Origin of the sequence: Bacillus sp. AFS001701, from assembly GCF_002559405.1 — a bacterium.
GTDB lineage: Bacteria > Bacillota > Bacilli > Bacillales > Bacillaceae_G > Gottfriedia.
Genome location: NZ_NTZO01000137.1, coordinates 1 through 19,184, shown reverse-complemented (window position 1 = coordinate 19,184; position 19,184 = coordinate 1). Strand labels below are relative to the sequence as shown.

19 protein-coding genes are annotated in these 19,184 nt (G+C 33.5%); 16 read left to right on the top strand and 3 right to left on the bottom strand.

Going from position 1 to position 19,184, the window contains the following annotated elements; genetic code table 11:
* The first annotated feature begins 100 nt into the window (after positions 1-100).
* Complete coding sequence (locus CN514_RS10935; protein ID WP_176525871.1) at positions 101-610, top strand: BofC C-terminal domain-containing protein; 510 nt, start codon at positions 101-103, stop codon at positions 608-610.
* A gap of 69 nt (positions 611-679) precedes the next feature.
* Here CN514_RS10935 and CN514_RS10930 read toward each other — a convergent pair whose 3' ends face one another.
* The gene (locus CN514_RS10930) at positions 680-1,291 is read right to left on the bottom strand and encodes a GNAT family N-acetyltransferase (protein ID WP_098232603.1); all 612 of its coding nucleotides are present in this window, start codon (positions 1,289-1,291) and stop codon (positions 680-682) included.
* A gap of 193 nt (positions 1,292-1,484) precedes the next feature.
* Here CN514_RS10930 and ruvA point away from each other — a divergent pair, with 193 nt between their 5' ends.
* The 6 genes from ruvA to yajC all read left to right on the top strand — a co-directional run bounded on the left by ruvA (position 1,485) and on the right by yajC (position 5,877).
* Positions 1,485-2,102, top strand: coding sequence for a Holliday junction branch migration protein RuvA (ruvA, locus tag CN514_RS10925; RefSeq protein ID WP_056472609.1), 618 nt, complete (start codon positions 1,485-1,487; stop codon positions 2,100-2,102).
* A 5-nt stretch (positions 2,103-2,107) separates the two neighbouring features.
* Entirely contained in the window at positions 2,108-3,112 is a 1,005-nt protein-coding gene (ruvB, locus tag CN514_RS10920; RefSeq protein WP_098232600.1) for a Holliday junction branch migration DNA helicase RuvB, read from the top strand.
* A complete protein-coding gene (locus CN514_RS10915; protein WP_098232599.1) occupies positions 3,105-3,302 on the top strand; it encodes a DUF2905 domain-containing protein in 198 nt (65 codons plus the stop codon). The genes ruvB and CN514_RS10915 overlap by 8 nt, the downstream gene beginning before the upstream one ends.
* An 86-nt stretch (positions 3,303-3,388) precedes the next feature.
* Positions 3,389-4,417, top strand: a complete 1,029-nt coding sequence (gene queA, locus CN514_RS10910; protein ID WP_098232598.1) for a tRNA preQ1(34) S-adenosylmethionine ribosyltransferase-isomerase QueA — start codon at positions 3,389-3,391, stop codon at positions 4,415-4,417.
* Positions 4,418-4,437: 20 nt separating this feature from the next.
* A complete protein-coding gene (tgt, locus tag CN514_RS10905) occupies positions 4,438-5,577 on the top strand; it encodes a tRNA guanosine(34) transglycosylase Tgt (protein WP_098232597.1) in 1,140 nt (379 codons plus the stop codon).
* A gap of 27 nt (positions 5,578-5,604) precedes the next feature.
* Positions 5,605-5,877, top strand: coding sequence for a preprotein translocase subunit YajC (gene yajC / locus CN514_RS10900; protein ID WP_286133825.1), 273 nt, complete (start codon positions 5,605-5,607; stop codon positions 5,875-5,877).
* 239 nt (positions 5,878-6,116) lie between these two features.
* On the opposite strand, the gene CN514_RS10895 is transcribed toward yajC, so the two are convergent.
* On the bottom strand, positions 6,117-6,500 hold the full coding sequence (locus tag CN514_RS10895; RefSeq protein WP_069035161.1) for a TIGR04086 family membrane protein: 384 nt from the start codon (positions 6,498-6,500) through the stop codon (positions 6,117-6,119).
* Between the two features lie 223 nt (positions 6,501-6,723).
* Here CN514_RS10895 and CN514_RS10890 point away from each other — a divergent pair, with 223 nt between their 5' ends.
* On the top strand, positions 6,724-7,374 hold the full coding sequence (locus tag CN514_RS10890; protein ID WP_098232596.1) for a DUF421 domain-containing protein: 651 nt from the start codon (positions 6,724-6,726) through the stop codon (positions 7,372-7,374).
* Positions 7,375-7,639: 265 nt separating this feature from the next.
* Here the strand turns inward: CN514_RS10890 and spoVB are convergent, their stop codons facing one another.
* A complete protein-coding gene (spoVB, locus tag CN514_RS10885; protein ID WP_098232595.1) occupies positions 7,640-9,196 on the bottom strand; it encodes a stage V sporulation protein B in 1,557 nt (518 codons plus the stop codon).
* A gap of 156 nt (positions 9,197-9,352) precedes the next feature.
* Between spoVB and CN514_RS10880 the strand changes: the two genes are divergently transcribed.
* From CN514_RS10880 to CN514_RS10845, 8 genes are all read left to right on the top strand, one after another.
* On the top strand, positions 9,353-9,631 hold the full coding sequence (locus tag CN514_RS10880; protein ID WP_098232594.1) for a post-transcriptional regulator: 279 nt from the start codon (positions 9,353-9,355) through the stop codon (positions 9,629-9,631).
* A 102-nt stretch (positions 9,632-9,733) separates the two neighbouring features.
* Positions 9,734-11,971, top strand: coding sequence for a protein translocase subunit SecDF (gene secDF, locus CN514_RS10875; protein ID WP_098232593.1), 2,238 nt, complete (start codon positions 9,734-9,736; stop codon positions 11,969-11,971).
* 134 nt (positions 11,972-12,105) lie between these two features.
* Positions 12,106-13,017 carry a cation diffusion facilitator family transporter gene (locus tag CN514_RS10870; RefSeq protein WP_098232592.1) on the top strand — a complete coding sequence of 304 codons (912 nt, stop codon included), beginning with the start codon at positions 12,106-12,108 and terminating at the stop codon, positions 13,015-13,017.
* Positions 13,018-13,056: 39 nt separating this feature from the next.
* Entirely contained in the window at positions 13,057-15,408 is a 2,352-nt protein-coding gene (gene recJ / locus CN514_RS10865) for a single-stranded-DNA-specific exonuclease RecJ (RefSeq protein ID WP_098232591.1), read from the top strand.
* Positions 15,408-15,920 carry an adenine phosphoribosyltransferase gene (locus CN514_RS10860; RefSeq protein WP_098232590.1) on the top strand — a complete coding sequence of 171 codons (513 nt, stop codon included), beginning with the start codon at positions 15,408-15,410 and terminating at the stop codon, positions 15,918-15,920. Before recJ ends, CN514_RS10860 begins: the two co-directional genes overlap by 1 nt.
* 162 nt (positions 15,921-16,082) lie before the next feature.
* Complete coding sequence (locus CN514_RS10855; protein WP_098232589.1) at positions 16,083-18,278, top strand: RelA/SpoT family protein; 2,196 nt, start codon at positions 16,083-16,085, stop codon at positions 18,276-18,278.
* A gap of 15 nt (positions 18,279-18,293) precedes the next feature.
* Positions 18,294-18,734 (top strand): D-aminoacyl-tRNA deacylase, encoded by a 441-nt coding sequence (gene dtd / locus CN514_RS10850; RefSeq protein ID WP_098232588.1) that lies wholly within the window; start codon positions 18,294-18,296, stop codon positions 18,732-18,734.
* 133 nt (positions 18,735-18,867) lie between these two features.
* On the top strand, positions 18,868-19,047 hold the full coding sequence (locus tag CN514_RS10845) for a hypothetical protein (RefSeq protein ID WP_097978435.1): 180 nt from the start codon (positions 18,868-18,870) through the stop codon (positions 19,045-19,047).
* Positions 19,048-19,184: the final 137 nt, after the last annotated feature.

Genomic DNA, 19,184 nt, shown 5'->3' with positions numbered 1-19,184 from the left:
GGCCATTTACATATAAAATTTTTAATCATCTTGGATAAAGATAAAAGGAATGGTCAAACTAAAAAAGCTTGTATGATTTTGTCTAAAGGAGTGGATGTTTGTGAAAAAGTTCGTTTTAGTATTTGTTTGTTTACTAGCTTTATTAATACCGGCACAAACTGAAACATTGGCAGCTCATAATGATATTCATCATAGTTCTAACAAAAAGGGGATTACAATCATTTTACATAAAGTATATATAAACGGTGAAGTGATTGAGGAAATTTATATTAATCAACACAAAACCCTGCGTCAAGTAAAAAAAGAATTTAAGGGTTGGAAAGTCATAGAAGAAAATGATGATCAAATCGTATTAATGAAAAAAATAAATGATCTTTCACCTACCTTAAAGGCGAAAGGTTATTTAGGAATAAATTCAAATGGCGTTTTGAATTTATATATTGGGGTGCCAAGTGGTAATAATATTATTGAATCTTTCTTTCAAATAGATACGAATAAATTAGAAGTAAATAAACAAAAGAAGCTTGAGAAAGGGATTAAAATTTCAACCAAAGATCATTACGATTATCTATTACATTACTTAAAAGAGTATGAAAGAATCGTAAATTGAATTTCGGAATTCGCCTGTGGTCAAACGGTAACGACTATCTAAATATAAAAAATAATCCACAAAGATGATTTATTTTCCTTGTGGATTTTTTGTGTTTTTTTGGTTCAAGTCATTTTTTCTATCTCGAACTTCCGTTTCCTGGGCTCTTTCCCATTCACTTCTCAAAAATGAATAAGCATAAGTATCATGCGCTATACTTCCTTGTATTAAATACTCTCGTAGTAGACCCTCATTCGTAAATCCTATTTTTTCAAGGAGTTTTTGGGAAGGGAGATTTTCTGGATAAACGATTGCTCCAATTCGATTTAGTTGGAGTACATCAAAACCATATGATAATAATGCTTTTAAAGCTTCTGTCGCAAAACCTTTTCTCCAATAGTCTGGGTGTAGCTCATAGCCAACTTCTGCCCTTTTGTTTCGTTCTTGGTAGGCATTAAATCCACATGTTCCGATTAATTTGTTTGTTTCATTATCAATCATTCCCCAACGGATGCCATTGCGCGTTTCATACATTTCTCTAAAATAATGAATTACGTCCAATACTTCACTACTATTTTTTAGTGCATCGAGTCCATAATATTTGGTGACATCTTCTCTTGATAAAATATTGAACATTCGATTAAGATCAGTGACTTTAATTTCTCTTAAATAAAGTCTCTCTGTAGTTAGAATTGGAAACATGTCCAAATCGAATAGCCTCCCTTTGGATTTTCTTAAGTATCGAGTTTTAAAATTTTGCTATATTTATTAGTCATTTTTATATAAATTATTTAATTAAATCATATGTATAAAATTTTTATTTTCGACAGCCGGCTATTTTTTTCCTTCTTCTATCTATGGTACAATGGAATACATGTAAAAAGGGGAGAAAACCATGTACGAATACATAATTGGAAAGATAGAATGGGTTGGACCAGAATATATTGTAATTGATCATAATGGAATGGGCTATCAATTATTTACACCTAATCCGTATGTTTTTAGACCTTCAAATGAAATCTTAAAAGTTTATACTCATCATTATGTAAGAGAAGATGTTATGATGTTATATGGTTTTAAAACACTAGATGAACGTACTTTATTTCAAAAATTGTTAAGTGTGTCAGGAATCGGTCCTAAAGGTGCCTTGGCAATTGTTGCGACTGGAGAGCCAAATCAAATTGTTCATGCAATAGAAGAAGAGGACGAAGTATTTTTAACAAAATTTCCTGGTGTTGGTAAAAAGACAGCAAGACAGATGATCCTTGATTTAAAAGGTAAACTTGAAAAAGTCTTTGGGGCAGTTCAAGTCGATTTATTTACTGACCTAGATGCTATTGAAGAGAAAGAAAGTGCAGCATCTTCATTAGATGATGCAATTGAAGCTTTAAAAGCATTAGGCTATGCGGAAAAAGAAGTTAAAAAGATCGTACCGTTATTAAAGAATGAAAAACTTTCAACTGATGAATATATTAAAAAAGCACTTCAATTACTATTGCAAGCTAAGAGGTGATGAAAATGGATGACCGAATTTTATCAAGTGAAAGTAGTGGCGAGGAATTTGATCAAGAGCTTTCACTAAGGCCTCAATCATTAAGGGAATATATAGGGCAAGATAAAGTTAAAAAGAATTTGCAAGTTTTTATTGAAGCTGCAAAAATGCGAAATGAGTCCTTAGATCATGTTCTATTATACGGTCCTCCTGGATTAGGTAAAACCACGTTAGCAGCGATTATTGCGAATGAACTAGGTGTTGGTTTCAAAACGACTTCAGGACCAGCGATTGAGCGTCCTGGAGATTTGGCAGCTATTTTGACTTCACTTCAACCAGGTGATGTATTATTTATCGATGAAATTCACCGACTGCCTCGAACAGTGGAAGAAGTACTTTACCCAGCAATGGAAGACTTTTTCTTTGATATCGTAATTGGCAAAGATGCAACTGCTAGGTCGGTAAGAATTGATTTACCACCATTTACATTAATAGGTGCAACAACTAGAGCAGGTCTCCTTTCTTCACCTCTTAGAGATCGTTTTGGAGTATTAAATCGGTTAGAATTTTATACAGTTGAACAGCTAGCATTGATCGTTAAAAGAACAGCAGAGTTATTTGCAATGGAAATTGAAAATGACGCTGCTTTAGAGGTAGCTAGAAGGTCTCGAGGTACTCCCCGAATTGCAAACCGTTTATTACGAAGGGTTAGAGATTTTGCTCAAGTTCAAGGGAGTGGAATCATTACCTTTGCCATTGCTAAAGACTCTTTAATTCAAATGCAGGTAGATGAAGCAGGTCTAGACCATATCGATCATAAATTGTTACTAGCTATTATCGAGCGATTTAAAGGCGGTCCTGTTGGGGTTGATACGATTGCAGCTTCGATCGGGGAAGAATCACAAACGATTGAAGATGTATATGAGCCATATTTACTTCAAATTGGATTTCTTCAGCGGACTCCTAGGGGACGAATTGTTACTGATTTAACATACAAACATTTCGGGTTGCAGGTGCGGAGCAATGATTGATTTGTCTAAAGTTTTAATTACGTTAGGAATTATCTTATTAGTTGTTGGATTGTTTATTCGATTTGTAGGGAAACTTCCGGGCGATATTTTTATAAAAAAAGGAAATGTATCGTTTTATTTTCCGATTATAACATGTATTATCATAAGTATTTTACTTTCACTTATATTTTCACTATTTGGGAGAAAATAAATGAGTAGGAATAAATAGAGTTTGGAAAAGGGAATTGAGATAACTTCCCTTTGTCCTTACTCCTGAAATTTATGAGGTGTATAGAAATGGATGTAAATTTATTTGATTTTGATTTACCTGAAGAATTGATTGCTCAGACTCCTTTGTTGGACCGAGAAGCATCGAGACTTATGGTATTACATAAAGACTCTGGTAATGTAGAGCATAAACAGTTTCCAGATGTGTTAGATTATTTACAAGAGGGCGATTGTTTAGTTTTAAATGAAACAAAAGTTATGCCTGCTAGATTATTTGGTGTGAAAGAAGATACAGGTGCCCAAATTGAAGTATTATTACTTCAACAAGAAGAGCAGGATGTATGGGAAACATTAGTTAAGCCTGCTAAAAGAGTAAAAGAAGGTACAATCATTTTATTTGGAGATGGAAGATTAAAGGCAGAATGTGTAGGTTCTAGTGATCAAGGTGGAAGAAAATTAAAATTCCAATACGATGGGATTTTTTATGAGATCTTAGACCAACTAGGTGAAATGCCGCTTCCTCCATATATTAAAGAAAAATTAGAAGATAAAGATCGTTATCAGACTGTATTTGCAAAAGAAATTGGTTCAGCGGCGGCGCCTACGGCAGGTTTACATTTTACAAAAGAACTCTTAGCTAAAGTTCAAGAAAAAGGTGTAAAGTTAGCATTTATTACATTGCATGTAGGATTAGGTACATTTAGACCAGTAAGTGTAGAGTCCATTGAAGAACATGATATGCACTCGGAATACTACTATATGTCTGATGAAACGGCTAAACTGTTAAATGAAACGAAAACAAACGGTGGTAGAATCATTACTGTTGGAACAACTTCTACACGAACAGTTGAAACGATTGCTACAGCTAATAACGGTAAGTTTGAAGGGTCTAGTGGTTGGACGTCTATCTTCATTTTCCCAGGATATAAATTTATGGGAATTGACGGGATGATTACGAACTTCCATTTACCAAAATCAACTCTAATTATGCTAATTAGTGCTTTAGCTGGTAGAGAACCAGTTTTATCTGCTTATAAAGAAGCAGTAGATCAAAAATATCGCTTTTTTAGCTTTGGCGATGCAATGTTAATACTTTAAGAATTGAAAGGAATCGAAAAATGACAGCAATTCGTTATGAACATATTAAAACATGTAAGCAAACTGGTGCGAGACTAGGAATTGTCCATACTCCACATGGTTCATTTGAAACTCCAGCATTTATGCCTGTTGGAACTTTAGCCACTGTTAAAACAATGTCTCCTGAAGATTTAAAAGCAATGGGATCAGGCATTATTTTAAGTAATACTTACCATTTATGGTTAAGACCTGGACATGAGATTATTAAAAAAGCTGGTGGCTTACATAAATTTATGAACTGGGATCGTGCAATCTTAACAGATTCAGGTGGATTCCAAGTATTTAGCTTAAGTCAATTCCGAAAAATAGAAGAAGAAGGCGTACATTTCAGAAATCACTTAAATGGCGATAAATTATTCCTTTCACCTGAAAAGGCGATGGAAATTCAAAATGCATTAGGTTCTGATATCATGATGGCGTTTGATGAGTGTCCACCATACCCTGCTGAGTATGATTATATGAAACGTTCAGTTGAGAGAACTAGCAGATGGGCAGAGCGTTGTTTAAATTCTCACCAAAGACCAGAAGATCAAGGATTATTTGGAATTGTTCAAGGGGGAGAATACGAAGACCTACGTAAACAATCTGCAAGAGACTTAGTTTCTTTAGATTTCCCAGGTTATGCAATTGGTGGATTATCAGTTGGTGAACCAAAGGATGTAATGAATAGAGTTTTAGAATTTACGACACCTTTCCTACCAACGGATAAACCAAGATATTTAATGGGAGTAGGTTCTCCTGACTCATTAATTGATGGTGCAATTCGTGGAGTGGATATGTTTGACTGCGTACTTCCAACGCGTATTGCTCGAAATGGTACATGTATGACTAGTGAAGGTCGATTAGTGATTAAGAATGCAAAATATGCAGAAGACTATTCTCCACTTGATCCTAATTGTGATTGTTATGCATGTAAAAACTACACAAGAGCATATATCCGTCATTTAATTCGATGCGAAGAGACGTTTGGAATGCGTTTGACTACTTACCATAACTTACATTTTCTGTTACAATTAATGGAACAAGTTCGCCAAGCAATCCGCGAAGACCGTTTAGGTGATTTCCGAGAAGAGTTTTTTGAACAATACGGTTTTAATAAGCCGAACGCTAGGAACTTCTAAAATTTACATATTGAAAGGAAGATTAAGATGGGTAATGGTTTAATGGGGATTTTACCTCTAATATTAATGTTTATAGTTTTCTACTTCTTACTAATCCGTCCACAACAAAAGCGTCAAAAGCAAACTGCTAATATGCAAGCTGGAATTAGCAAAGGTGATATGGTTGTAACAATCGGTGGATTACACGGTTTAGTTGATGCTGTTAACGAAGAAAATAATACAATTACTTTAAAAACTGCTGATGGATCACGTATGGTATTTGAAAAAAGCGCAATACGTGAAACAAGAACACAAGCTTAATTTAAAAATAATTGTAACGTAAAAAACGCTAGTTCCATTTTGGAAACTAGCGTTTTGTTTATTTTACAAGAAATTCAAATTAAGTCTCAAGGAATTTAAAACACTCAAAAAAAGTTGATTATCAGACTGATTGCAAGCGTTTGTCTTTCGAGGCGCGAAGTTACCTTAGACGGTAATGAGCACCGCGCAGGCAGCGAAGCAACGAAGAAAGCGAGCGTTTTCAACAGTCTGATGTCTGATTATTTATTATAAGATTTATTACTTGCTGCATTCACTCCAAAAATTGACCCTAACATACAAACCCCTAAAAAGATCCCATGATACATTATTTGTTCCTGTGAAAAAGTTCGGTCATAGCCAAGAAACTGTACAAAAAATACAAAAATAGAATACGCTCCACTCGTTAATAATCCAAGAATCCAACCCTTTTCTTTCCCTTTCGCTCCTGTAACAAAACCACCAATTAACATAACGATAAATGATAGGATAAGTGTTGTTGTTGTAACACTTGCTTCTGTAAGTGAAGTTAGTTTAAGTAATAATGATAAAATCAAACTAATTGACAATACTAATAATAGAATAGTTAAAAAGCCAAAAGAGACAGCTACAGCTGTTTTTTTCATTCATATTCCCCCTTGTACACTCTTTTAATACAAGCATATTCATGAGATGAATTTTTAGAATACTTATAGAGCAATTAGAATTAGTAAAATTATGAACAAAATTCTACTATTATTTTCTTTATGAAAAATTAGTTGTATTTGGACTCATATTTACAGGTATTAAGTGATAACTGAAGAACATGTTTTTTTAAATCAACAAGTTTTGGATGTGAGGGTAAGTAAAATGGAATTAGGTTCTATGACGATTCGTACCATTTTAATTTATTTAATTATTGCATTTTTCTTTCGGTTAATGGGTAAGAGAGAAATAGGAGAGTTAAGTTTATTAGATTTAGTCGTTTATATATTGTTAACTGAAATAGCAGCCATCGGTATCGAAAACCATGATGATCCGATCATAAAAGTAATCTATCCAATGTTTTTAATAGTCGTTATCCAAATCATTTTTTCTTTAATTTCGCTAAAAAGTGTTAAATTTAGAAAAATATTAGATGGACATCCTGTATTAATCATTAGTAAAGGTAAAGTTTTAGAGAAAGAGATGAAAAAACAGAGATACACGTTTGACGACCTATTACTCCAACTTAGAGAGAAGGATATCGGCGATGTACGAGATGTTGATTATGCATTACTAGAGCCTACAGGAAAATTATCAATATTTAAAAAAGAAATAAACGGTGACATAAATTATAGTTCACTCACATTTCCATTAATATTAGATGGTATCGTACAAGAAGATAATTTAAATCAGTATCATAAAGATAAACAATGGTTATTAGAAGAGTTAAAAAAACATGGTTATGATGATTTTAAGCAAGTATCTTATTGCAGTTTACGAGGCGGAGAATTATTTTTTGATAAGAAAGATGAATGATGCAAAAATATAGAGATAACACTCTGGTTTTGAGCTGATTTTTAGAAAAACAAATCCAATTGTTTAGTTTATAAATTAATGTTCAATATCAATTGACCTACAAACTGATTAATAAATAATTGCTATGGTACTCTAAGTAAAGGCTATTTGATTACTCCTTTTACGAAAATTTGATCATTAATTGACAAGATTGTTCTTCAACAGCATGAAACCACAAAGTACACTAAGTACTTTGTGGTTTTGTTTTGGGCTATTCTATTGTCAATTATCTTGTAATTAACTTTTTAAAGAATGGAATTCGGATGATCTCATCTTTCTTAACTAGGTTAAATAATAGAATTAATAAGATATACATTAATGTAACTACAGAAATACTTGCTAAGGTTTGTACTAATAATGAAGATGAAAAAACTACATATTCTTTGATGAATTTTCCGACATAAATACAAATTCCTAAAATGATTAAACAATAAACATAATCTTTAACAAAAATTGAAAAGTTGATCGCCTTTAAAACAGTGAAATAGTGAAGAACTGTTATCGTTACAATACTAATATTCATAGCTAAGGCAACACCGTTTATACCGAACTTTGGATTTGTAGCTAGTAATAAAATACTAGCGATTTTAACGACTGAACCGACAAAGCTATTAATCATAGCTGAATTTGCAAGATTAAGTGCCTGCAATACAGCTTGTAGTGGTCCTTGGAAATAGTAAAAAATAAAGCAAGGTGCTAAAAGTAATATAAAATTCGTAGCTTGGTCACTTTTGTACATTAGTGTTAGAATCGGTGAAGCAAATACGTATAAAATGACAACGGACCAACCACCAGCAATCATTGAGTATCGTAGTGCTTGCTGCAATCTTCTTTCAACTGTTACACGATCTTTTTTGGCCATTGCTTCACTAATCGCTGGCACAAGTGAAGTAGATAGTGCATAAGTAATAAACGCTGGTAAAAGTAATAGAGGTAAAGCGTATCCTGCAAGTAATCCATATTGTTTAGTTGCAACAGCTGCGGTTACCCCTGCAATCGCTAAACTTTGTGAGACAACGATTGGTTCTAAAAACATTGATATAGAACCAATTAAACGACTTCCAGTTGTTGGTAATGCTATGGTTAATAGGTCGCTAAGCGTTTTTCTTCCATCTTTAATATTGTTCTTAAATCCTGAAATGAACTTCGCATTTTTTTCTTTCTTAAAAACATAAAGCATATAAATTAAAGAAGCTAATTCTCCTAATACAGAAGAGATAATGGCGCCACTAGCGGCAAATTCAACTCCATATGGTAAAAAAGTTTTAGTGCAAACTGCAACTAGTACTATACGAACAACTTGTTCAATAACTTGGGAAAAGGAAGAAGGGCGCATATTCTGTACGCCTTGAAAATATCCGCGTAAAACTGATGAGATTGCGATAATTGGAACAACCGGAGCGATGGCAATTAATGGGTACATAGTCCTTGCATCCGTTAATAAGTTTTTAGCGATAAAAGGAGATAAAAAGATCATTGCTGTAGTAAAAATAATACTTAATATGCCAGTTATTGACATTGAAACAGCTAGAATCTTTTTTATCCGATCTTGTCTATTTTGAGCAACTGCTTCTGCAATTAATTTTGAGATGGCAATTGGTAGGCCGAGCTGTGTTAGCGTCATGACCAAAAATAGTGTTGGTACTGCCAACATAAATAATCCTACGCCTTCTTCACCCATAATTCTTGCTACAACAATACGATTAAAAAATCCTAATATTCTTGTGATGAGCCCTGCAATAAGTAAAAAAAACGTTCCTCTTAAAAACGTTTGCTTTGTCATTACTTTTACCACCTTCTCAAACAGCCTAGAATGATTTACAATTATATATATGCTAGAAATGTAGGCAAGCATGACAAGTTAGTTCAACATCTAGGAAATGAATGTGAAGGTCTAAAATCATTTTTCTAAAAATACAGAAAACTAGGGGGGAAGAGTATGTCGACTTTTCATCAACAAGCTGCAGAATTTAAACCACAGCTACAGGTAGTAATTGAAAGTAAACTGGATGAATTTAGAATGCTTGGATTCGATACTGTCAGTGAGGATGACTTATGGGAATGCCTCGAAAGAACCTTATGGCGAAAGAAAGAGGACGAACCAAAGCTTTTTCAACTGGTAGAAGACATACTCTCATTAACTGTAAACGATTATATGAATTATATTCGAATCGAAGCATTTAAATCACCTACTTGGCAGTTTGGGGAGTCAGTTTAACCATTAATTGACAATAAAAAAATTGCATTTGTATAATATAAGAATGAAAACATACCATATTCGTACTAGAACTTGAACTAGTTAGAGGAGGAAATTCACAACATGGTGAAGCGTAACAGAATTGTTGCCTTCTTCTTAATTATTGCTGTATTAGCAGCAGTAATCGGCACAACTGTATTTGGTACCGCGAAAAATATTAAGCTTGGTCTGGATTTACAGGGCGGGTTTGAGGTACTTTACAAAGTTAAGCCGATCAAGAAAGGCGACAAAATTAACAAAAATGTTTTAGTAAGTACAGCAAAAGCTCTTGAAAAACGTGTAAACGTATTAGGAGTAAGTGAACCAAACATCCAAATCGAAGGGAAAGATCGTATTCGTGTACAATTAGCTGGTGTAAAAGATCAAGCTAAAGCACGTGATATTCTTTCTACGGAAGCGAACTTAACAATTCGTGACGTAAATGATAAGGTGCTAATGACTGGAGCGGATTTAAAAGAAGGCGCTTCAAAGCAAACATTTGACCAAATGGGCAAACCAAATGTATCAATCACATTTAAGGATGCTTCTAAGGTTAAAGATGTTACAAGTAAAGTATTAAAAATGGGTGCTCCAAATAATATGATGGTTATTTGGTTAGATTTCAAAGAAGGAGAAGACTCTTTCAAAAAGGAATCTGCAAAAGCAAAGCCTAAATTCTTATCTGCAGCTAGTGTAAATCAAGTATTTACCGACGATTCACTTTCTATTGTTGGTTCTACATTCACAGTTGAAAGTGCAAAAGAACTTTCAGATCTATTAAATGCAGGGGCTCTTCCAGTACACCTAGAAGAAATGTATTCAACATCAATCGGTGCAAAATTTGGTACAGATGCTCTGCATGAAACAATTTTTGCAGGAATTATTGGTGTATCAGTTATTTTCTTATTTATGCTTTATTTCTATCGCTTACCAGGTTTAATCGCAAGCATCATGTTAATGGCTTATACTTACGTAACATTACTTGTATTTGACGGCATGAATGCAGTATTAACACTACCAGGTATTGCGGCATTAATACTTGGTGTTGGTATTGCGGTTGATAATAATATTATCACTTTTGAGAGATTGAAGGACGAGCTTAAACTAGGAAAATCAGTTGCGTCAGCGTATCGTGCAGGTAATCAGCGTTCATTTGGAACGATTTTTGATGCTAATATTACAACTCTACTTGCTGCTGTAGTATTGTTTTCATTCGGTACAAGCTCAGTAAAAGGATTTGCAACAAGTTTAATTGTTAGTATTTTAGTAAGCTTTTTAACTGCAGTATTCGGTACTCGTTTATTACTTTCTTTATTAGTTCAAAGTCGTTACTTAAATAATAAGAAAACATGGTTTGGTATTAAACAAAGTGAAATTCTTGGTTTAAATCATAACTTAGCACACCCTCCTACAAAATATGATAAAGTCGATTTTGTAAGCGTTGGACGAAAATTTGTTTATTTTTCAATTGTTACAGTAGTAGTCGGGGTTATTATACTTTCTATTTTCCGATTAAATTTAGGAATTGATTTTGCAAGTGGTACGCGTGTAACATTTGAATCAAAATCAGCAGTTACAAAACAAGTTGTTAATGATGAAATTTCAAAAATGAACTTGAAGCCTGAAAGTATTACTGTTTCTACAAATGATGCAAAAACAGGATCAATCGTATTTAAAGGTGTATTAACAAAAGATCAGATTAATGATTTGAAAAAGGATTTTACAGCTAAATTTGGGGTAGAACCAAACGTAAGTACTGTTGATCCAGTTGTTGGTAGAGAATTAGCAGCTAATGCTATTAAAGCATTAATTATCGCATCAGCAGGTATTATTCTTTACGTATCATTACGTTTCCAATTCTCATATGCGATTGCTTCAGTAATTGCCCTACTACATGATGCTTTCTTCATTGTTGTAGTATTTAGTATTTTTAGATTAGAAGTAGATATAACGTTCATCGCAGCGGTTCTAACGATTGTCGGTTATTCGATTAATGACTCGATCGTTACATTTGACCGAGTTCGTGAAAATATGAAGCTTAAGAAGAAAATACGTTCTAGAGAAGAATTGAAACAAGTTGTAAATGAATCAATTCGTCAAACTTTAGGCCGATCTGTTAAAACAGTTCTTACTGTACTATTAGCAGTACTTGCATTACTTTTATTCGGAAGTCATGCAATTCTTAACTTCTCACTTGCATTATTAATAGGCTTAGTTGTTGGAACATATTCTTCAATCTTTATCGCTTCACAAATTTGGTTATTTATTAAAGGTCGCCAACTTGATAAAAACCAAGTAATCGATGTTGAAGAAGCTAAATAAATTGAAAAGAGTATAAGCTCATGCTTATACTCTTTTTTGTATTAAATTCATTATGATTTGAAGATACTAATATAATGTGTTAATAATGATAAGTGTATTTTTTAGAGTAAGAAAAAGGGAAGTAGGTAAAGTATATGGAACAGGAAGAGCGTTATAAGGAAGCCAAGAAAGGGGCTTATATCGGAATATATGGAAATTTACTTCTAGCAATTGTTAAAGCAATTATCGGATATATTGGAAATAGTAAAGCGTTAATGGCCGATGCAGTACATTCAGCGTCAGATGTGGTCGGTTCGATCGCGGTTTTATTTGGTTTAAGAGCTGCTAAAATGCCACCGGACGAGGATCATCCTTATGGCCATGGTAAAGCTGAATCAATCGCTGCAATTATTGTTGCCGTACTTTTATTTATCGTTGGAATTGAAATAACTAAATCCTCTATAAGCGCGTTTTTTAAGCCAGTTCATCCACCAGAGTTAATCGCTTTATTAGCAGCTTTTATATCAATATTTTTAAAAGAATGGATGTTTCGCTATAAATATGCTTTAGGGAAAAGGTTAAATAGTGACGCAATCATCGCTAATGCATATGAACATCGCTCTGATGTATACTCATCTGCTGCAGCTATGGTTGGTATTGGTATTGCAATTTTAGGTACTAAATTTAATATGCCAGTACTTTTATATGCAGACCCTGCGGCTGGACTTATTGTTGCAATTATGATTTTAAAAATGGCTTGGGATATAGGAGCAGAATCAATACATACGACAATGGATCATGTCCTTCATGAAGAAGATATTGAACCATATAAAGAAACCGTTAGGAACGTAGAAGGTGTTAAAGAGATAAATTCTCTCTATGCAAGGGAACACGGCTATTACGTCATAATTGATATAAAAGTCTCAGTAGATCCATATATAACGGTTGAAGAAGGACATAAGATCGGTAAAAATGTTAAAGAAAAGTTAATGGAACAAAAAGATGTGGAAAATGTTTTTGTCCATATTAATCCATATAATGATAAAAATAACTCTTTCATCCAATAAGTTTACTTTAGTATAATAGTACAGTTAGGGGTGAGAGTATTGTTAAAGTCAAAAGCACGTTGGAAACCGAAATTATCGAATCACCAAGAAGAGCAATTATTAAGTAAAGAATTACAGATTTCCCCTCTATTAGCAAAGCTACTTGTTACTCGTGGATTTAATACAGTAGATGCAGCAAGTAAGTTTTTATATGAAGATCAAATGAGCTTTCATGACCCGTTTTTATTAGAGGGTATGGATGTTGCAATTGACAGAGTATTTCAAGCGATTGAAGAAAATGAAAAAATATTAATTTTTGGCGATTATGATGCAGATGGAGTTAGCAGTACTTCAGTATTGTATTTAACATTAATCGAACTAGAAGCAAAAGTAGATTTTTATATACCAAATCGTTTTGCCGAAGGGTATGGTCCAAATAAGAATGCATTTAAATGGGCGAACGAACAAGGTTATTCATTAATCATTACTGTAGATACAGGTATTTCTGCGGCTGAGGAAGTTAAATTTGCAAATGAACTAGGTATGGATGTAATTATTACGGATCATCATGAACCACCAGAGGAATTACCAAACGCTATTGCAATAATTCATCCGAAGCTAAGTCCTAGCTATCCTTTTAAAGAATTAGCAGGTGTAGGAGTTGTGTTTAAATTCGCTTCCGCATTATTAGGTAGGGAGCCAGAGGAATATTTGGAACTAGTCTCGATTGGAACGGTTGCTGATTTAGTACCATTAGTTGATGAAAACCGTTTAATCGTAAAAAAGGGTGTAAGACAACTGAAGCAAACTCAGCGTGAAGGACTAAGAGCTCTTTTAGAAATTAGTGGAACTACAACGGATTCAATTACGGAAGAAACAATTGGATTTGCAATTGGTCCTAGAATTAACGCAGTTGGTAGACTTGGTGATGCTAAGCCTGCAGTAGACTTAGTTTTAGAAAATGATAGAGCACTTGCTAAAAAAAGAGCAGAGCAAATTGAAATCCTAAATAAGGAACGACAAGAATTAGTTTCACGTATGACAGAAGAGGCAATTAAACAAGTAAACGAACTTGATTCATCTTGTTCAAATAAAGTGATTATTGTCGCAAAAGAAGGCTGGAATGCAGGAGTAGTTGGAATCGTTGCTTCGAAATTAGTTGATCGCTTTTACAAACCAGTAATTGTTCTGAGTATTGATCATGAAAAAGGAATAGCAAAAGGTTCAGCTAGAAGCATTGAAGGTTTTTCTCTCTTTGAAAACTTAACAAAATGTAAAGATATTTTACCTCATTTTGGAGGTCATACACTTGCTGCTGGTATGACATTGGCAATTGAAGATGTCGAGCTATTAAGACATCGTTTAAATGAATATGCAGATCTAATTATGACAGATGAAGATTTTATCCCATTAAAAGAAGTCGATTTAAACTGTCAGGCTAGTGAAGTTTCAATCTCATTTATAAATGAATTAAATATGCTGGCACCTTTTGGTATGCATAATCCAAAACCTGTTTTAGAAATAAACGAGGTTGATGCTCTAAATATTAAACAAATCGGTAATGAAGGTGCACATCTTAAAGTACAACTAAAAGATGACGTTACATTCCTTGATGCTGTAGGGTTTGGATTTGGACATGTTGCTAATGAAATTGCAAGTGGATCAAAGATATCCTGCTTAGGAATGGCTTCTATTAACGAATGGAATGGTAAACGAAAGCCACAGTTAATGATTCATGATATTAAAGTAAATCATTGGCAGTTATTTGATTTAAGAGGTCAAGAGCCACATCGATTAACTTTACCTCATACCGAAGAAAAATTTATATTTTTACATCAATCATCAAATGAATATGTAAATTTAAAGACTAAATATCCTATTTCTATGTTTGTTGCATATGAAGATGTATTAAACTTAGATATTAATATACAAAATAATTATGTGATCTTACTTGATTTACCTAATTCTGAAAATGATTTGAAAGAGGTTTTTCGAAAAGGTTTATCAGAACGAATCTACTTAATTTTTAATCAAGAAGAATTACATTTCTTTTCACCAATTCCGAGTAGAGAAAGTTTTAAAAAATTCTATTCAATCTTAGCAAATACCAATCCATTTGACATGAACATGTATGAAGTGGCATTATGTCGTAAGATGGGATGGAAAAAAGAACAAGTCGATTTTATGACAAAGGTGTTTTTTGATTTAGAATTTGTTACAATAGAGGATGGAAAAATTCGTTTGTTGCCACAAACTGAGAAGAAAGATCTCTCTTTATCTAATACGTATGCAAAAAAATTAGCTAGTATTGAACTAGAACGTTTGTTTCTGTACTCAAAATGTGATGAGTTAACTACATTTTTTCAAAATATGAAAAGTCATTTTTCCGAAAATGGGGAGGCACTTATTTAATGAATTTAAAAGATTATATAACGATCGTACCGGACTGGCCTAAAGAAGGCGTTCAGTTTAAAGATATTTCATCATTAATGAATGATGGAAAAGCTTATAAAGAAGCAACTGATCAAATCGTAGCTTATGCGAAAGAAAAAGATGTTGATTTAGTAGTTGGACCAGAAGCTCGTGGATTTATCGTTGGATGTCCAATTTCTTACGCTTTAGAAATAGGTTTTGCACCTGTTCGTAAACCAGGTAAATTACCTCGTGAAGTTATTAGCTTCAACTACGATTTAGAATATGGTACAAATACGTTAACAATGCATAAAGATGCTATTAAACCAGGTCAACGTATTCTGATCACTGATGATTTATTAGCTACTGGTGGTACGATTGAAGCTACAATCAAACTAGTTGAAGAATTAGGTGGAATTGTAGTAGGAATTGCTTTCTTAATTGAGCTTTCTTACTTAGAAGGTCGTAAAAAATTAGAAGGCTATGATATATTTACACTAATGACATATTAATTTTTAGCATATGATAATGTTATCCAAACAGGGTACTCTGATTAATCAGAGTGCTCTTTTTCTATCAAAGATCTGCAAAAAAAAATGAAATTTGACGACTCCTGCTTTACAAAAAACGAAATTTTCATGATAATAGAAGAAATAATGATTTAAGGTGATTAGATGGCTACTGAGCAAGTTTTGACAGCAGAACAGGTTTTAGAGCAAGCGACCCATTATTTAAAAGAAGATGATGTGGCGTTTATTAAACGTGCTTATGAATATGCTCGTGACGCACATAGTGAGCAATTTCGTAAGTCAGGTGAACCATATATTATACACCCGGTTCAAGTAGCAGGTATCCTTGTTGGCTTGGAGATGGATGCTACAACCATAAGTGCTGGGTTTCTTCATGATGTAGTAGAGGATACAGAAGTATCTAAAGAGGACTTAGAGAACCATTTTGGCAAAGAAGTATCTATGCTTGTAGATGGTGTAACAAAGTTAGGTAAAATCAAGTTTAAATCGAAGGAAGAACAGCAAGCTGAAAATCATCGCAAAATGTTTGTAGCGATGGCACAGGACTTGAGAGTAATATTAATTAAATTAGCCGATCGCCTTCACAATATGAGAACGTTAAAACACCTACCTCAAGAAAAACGTATGCGAATTGCGAATGAAACGTTAGAAATATTTGCACCGCTAGCTCATCGACTAGGAATTAGTAAAGTAAAGTGGGAGCTTGAAGATACGGCATTACGCTATTTAAATCCACAACAATACTATCGAATCGTTAACTTAATGAAGCGAAAAAGAGCAGAGCGCGAGCAATATTTAGAAGAGGTTATAAACGAAATCTCAACTCAACTTGAAGATGTGGAAATTAAAACAGAAATTTCTGGACGTCCTAAGCATATTTATAGCATTTATCATAAAATGGCTAAGCAGAATAAACAATTTAACGAGATCTATGACTTATTAGCCGTACGTGTGATTGTTAATAGTATTAAAGATTGCTACGCTGTTTTAGGCGTTATTCATACATGCTGGAAACCAATGCCAGGTCGTTTTAAAGATTATATTGCAATGCCAAAAGCAAATCTGTATCAATCTCTTCATACGACTGTAATCGGACCAAAAGGTGAACCACTAGAAGTACAAATTCGTACACAAGAAATGCACCAAATTGCTGAATATGGTGTTGCAGCACACTGGGCATATAAAGAAGATAATGCAAATTTTCCTTCACAAAAAACGTTAGAAAATAAATTAAGTTGGTTCCGTGAAATTATCGAATGGCAAGATAATTCTACAAATGCAGAAGAGTTCATGGAATCCGTAAAAATGGATTTATTCTCTGATATGGTTTTTGTATTTACTCCAAAAGGTGATGTTTTTGAATTACCACTAGGATCTGTTCCAATCGATTTTGCTTACCGAATTCACTCTGAAATCGGAAATAAAACAATTGGTTCAAAAGTAAATGGAAAAATGGTACCACTTGATTATAAACTTAAAACCGGTGATATCGTTGAGATTATGACATCGAAGCATTCGTATGGACCTAGCCAAGACTGGTTGAAGGTCGCTCAGTCTTCACATGCTAAAAATAAAATACGTCAATATTTTAAAAAGCAAAGAAGAGAAGAGAATGTTGAAAAGGGCAAGGAATTAGTTGAAAAAGAAATTAAAGCTTTAGAATGTGATTTAAAAGAAGTATTAACGTCTGAAAATTTAAAACGCGTCGCAGAGAAATTTAATTTCTCTAATGCAGAAGATATGTATGCAGCCGTTGGATACAATGGAATTACTGCAACACAGATTGCTCACCGTTTAACAGATAAATTCCGTAAACGTACTGAAATTGAACTAGAAGACCGATTAAAAGAACTTTCTTCGGATCTTAAAAAAGCTCCATCACGTCGTAAAGATGCTGGTATTTCTGTAAAAGGTGTAGATAATTTATTAATCCGTTTATCAAAATGCTGTAATCCTGTACCTGGTGATGATATTGTTGGATATATCACAAAAGGTAGAGGAATCTCAGTTCATAGAAGCGATTGTGTTAACATGTTAAATGATAGTGAAGAAGATCGCTTTATTGAAGTTGATTGGGAAGAAAGCCCTACGTTTGAACGTGATTATAACGTCGATATAGAAATTTTCGGTTACGATCGTCGTGGTCTTTTAAATGAAGTTCTTTCAGTAGTAAATGAAACAAAAACTAATATCTCTTCAGTAACAGGAAAAAATGATCGAAATAAAATGGCAACTATTACAATGAGTTTGTCTATTCGTAATATAAACCACCTGCAAAAAGTAGTGGATAAAGTTAAACAAATTCCAGACATTTACTCTGTGAGACGTATTTTCCACTAATAGGAGGTGCCACTTATGAAAGTATTATTACAGCGCACAAAAGAGGCAAAAGTCGTAGTGGACGGACAAGTAGTAGGTCAAATACCTAAAGGGTTATTATTGTTAGTCGGAATAACGCATGAAGACACTATAGAAGATGTTAAATATTGTGCTGACAAAGCAGTTAACCTAAGAATTTTTGAAGATGAACTTGGAAAAATGAATTTTTCATTAAATGATGTTGGTGGCCAGATTCTATCCGTTTCTCAATTCACCTTATATGGCGATACGAGAAAAGGTAGACGTCCAAGCTTCACAGATGCAGCTAAACCAGAAATCGCAAATGAATTATACGAATATTTTAATTCATATTTACGCGAACAAGGATACGAAGTACAAACAGGCATTTTTGGTGCAGATATGGATGTAACCTTTACAAACTGGGGACCAATTACAATTATGATTGAAAGTAAATAAGCAAATCTTTAACCTCCTTTTCCATAAAGGAGGCATTTTTTTTTGATAGAATTAATTATTAAAATAATAACTTCTTAGAGTGAATATACTTAATTACACGGGTTCTTATAAAGAATTTAGAGGAGGTCGCTATATGGACATAATTACAATCGTGTTAATCCTTATCGCTGGTGTAATTTTGTTTACAATCCTCAAAAGTTTCTTTAAAGCACTTTTATTTGTTATTTTAATCATCCTAGTATATTACGGATTAATGTATTTCATAGACGGATCAGTTGAAAGCATTCAATCTAGTTTAAGAATATTTCATTAGACCATGGTGTGTACCATGGTTTTTTTAGTTGAATTGAGAATGTCGGATGTAGTAAATAATAACTGGGAATGGCAAAATAAAACGTGGGATCGCAATTAAGAACAGAGATTCGCAAATAAAACCTGGAATCGCAATTA

Bases quoted from the DNA above. Each gene is read 5' to 3' on its own strand.
- CN514_RS10930 (WP_098232603.1), bottom strand. From the start codon at position 1,291: ATGTTTCCAATTCTAACTACAGAGAGACTTTATTTAAGAGAAATTAAA.
- ruvA (WP_056472609.1), top strand. From the start codon at position 1,485: ATGTACGAATACATAATTGGAAAGATAGAATGGGTTGGACCAGAATAT.
- ruvB (WP_098232600.1), top strand. From the start codon at position 2,108: ATGGATGACCGAATTTTATCAAGTGAAAGTAGTGGCGAGGAATTTGAT.
- CN514_RS10915 (WP_098232599.1), top strand. From the start codon at position 3,105: ATGATTGATTTGTCTAAAGTTTTAATTACGTTAGGAATTATCTTATTA.
- queA (WP_098232598.1), top strand. From the start codon at position 3,389: ATGGATGTAAATTTATTTGATTTTGATTTACCTGAAGAATTGATTGCT.
- tgt (WP_098232597.1), top strand. From the start codon at position 4,438: ATGACAGCAATTCGTTATGAACATATTAAAACATGTAAGCAAACTGGT.
- yajC (WP_286133825.1), top strand. From the start codon at position 5,605: ATGGGTAATGGTTTAATGGGGATTTTACCTCTAATATTAATGTTTATA.
- CN514_RS10895 (WP_069035161.1), bottom strand. From the start codon at position 6,500: ATGAAAAAAACAGCTGTAGCTGTCTCTTTTGGCTTTTTAACTATTCTA.
- CN514_RS10890 (WP_098232596.1), top strand. From the start codon at position 6,724: ATGGAATTAGGTTCTATGACGATTCGTACCATTTTAATTTATTTAATT.
- spoVB (WP_098232595.1), bottom strand. From the start codon at position 9,196: ATGACAAAGCAAACGTTTTTAAGAGGAACGTTTTTTTTACTTATTGCA.
- CN514_RS10880 (WP_098232594.1), top strand. From the start codon at position 9,353: ATGTCGACTTTTCATCAACAAGCTGCAGAATTTAAACCACAGCTACAG.
- secDF (WP_098232593.1), top strand. From the start codon at position 9,734: ATGGTGAAGCGTAACAGAATTGTTGCCTTCTTCTTAATTATTGCTGTA.
- CN514_RS10870 (WP_098232592.1), top strand. From the start codon at position 12,106: ATGGAACAGGAAGAGCGTTATAAGGAAGCCAAGAAAGGGGCTTATATC.
- CN514_RS10860 (WP_098232590.1), top strand. From the start codon at position 15,408: ATGAATTTAAAAGATTATATAACGATCGTACCGGACTGGCCTAAAGAA.
- CN514_RS10855 (WP_098232589.1), top strand. From the start codon at position 16,083: ATGGCTACTGAGCAAGTTTTGACAGCAGAACAGGTTTTAGAGCAAGCG.
- dtd (WP_098232588.1), top strand. From the start codon at position 18,294: ATGAAAGTATTATTACAGCGCACAAAAGAGGCAAAAGTCGTAGTGGAC.
- CN514_RS10845 (WP_097978435.1), top strand. From the start codon at position 18,868: ATGGACATAATTACAATCGTGTTAATCCTTATCGCTGGTGTAATTTTG.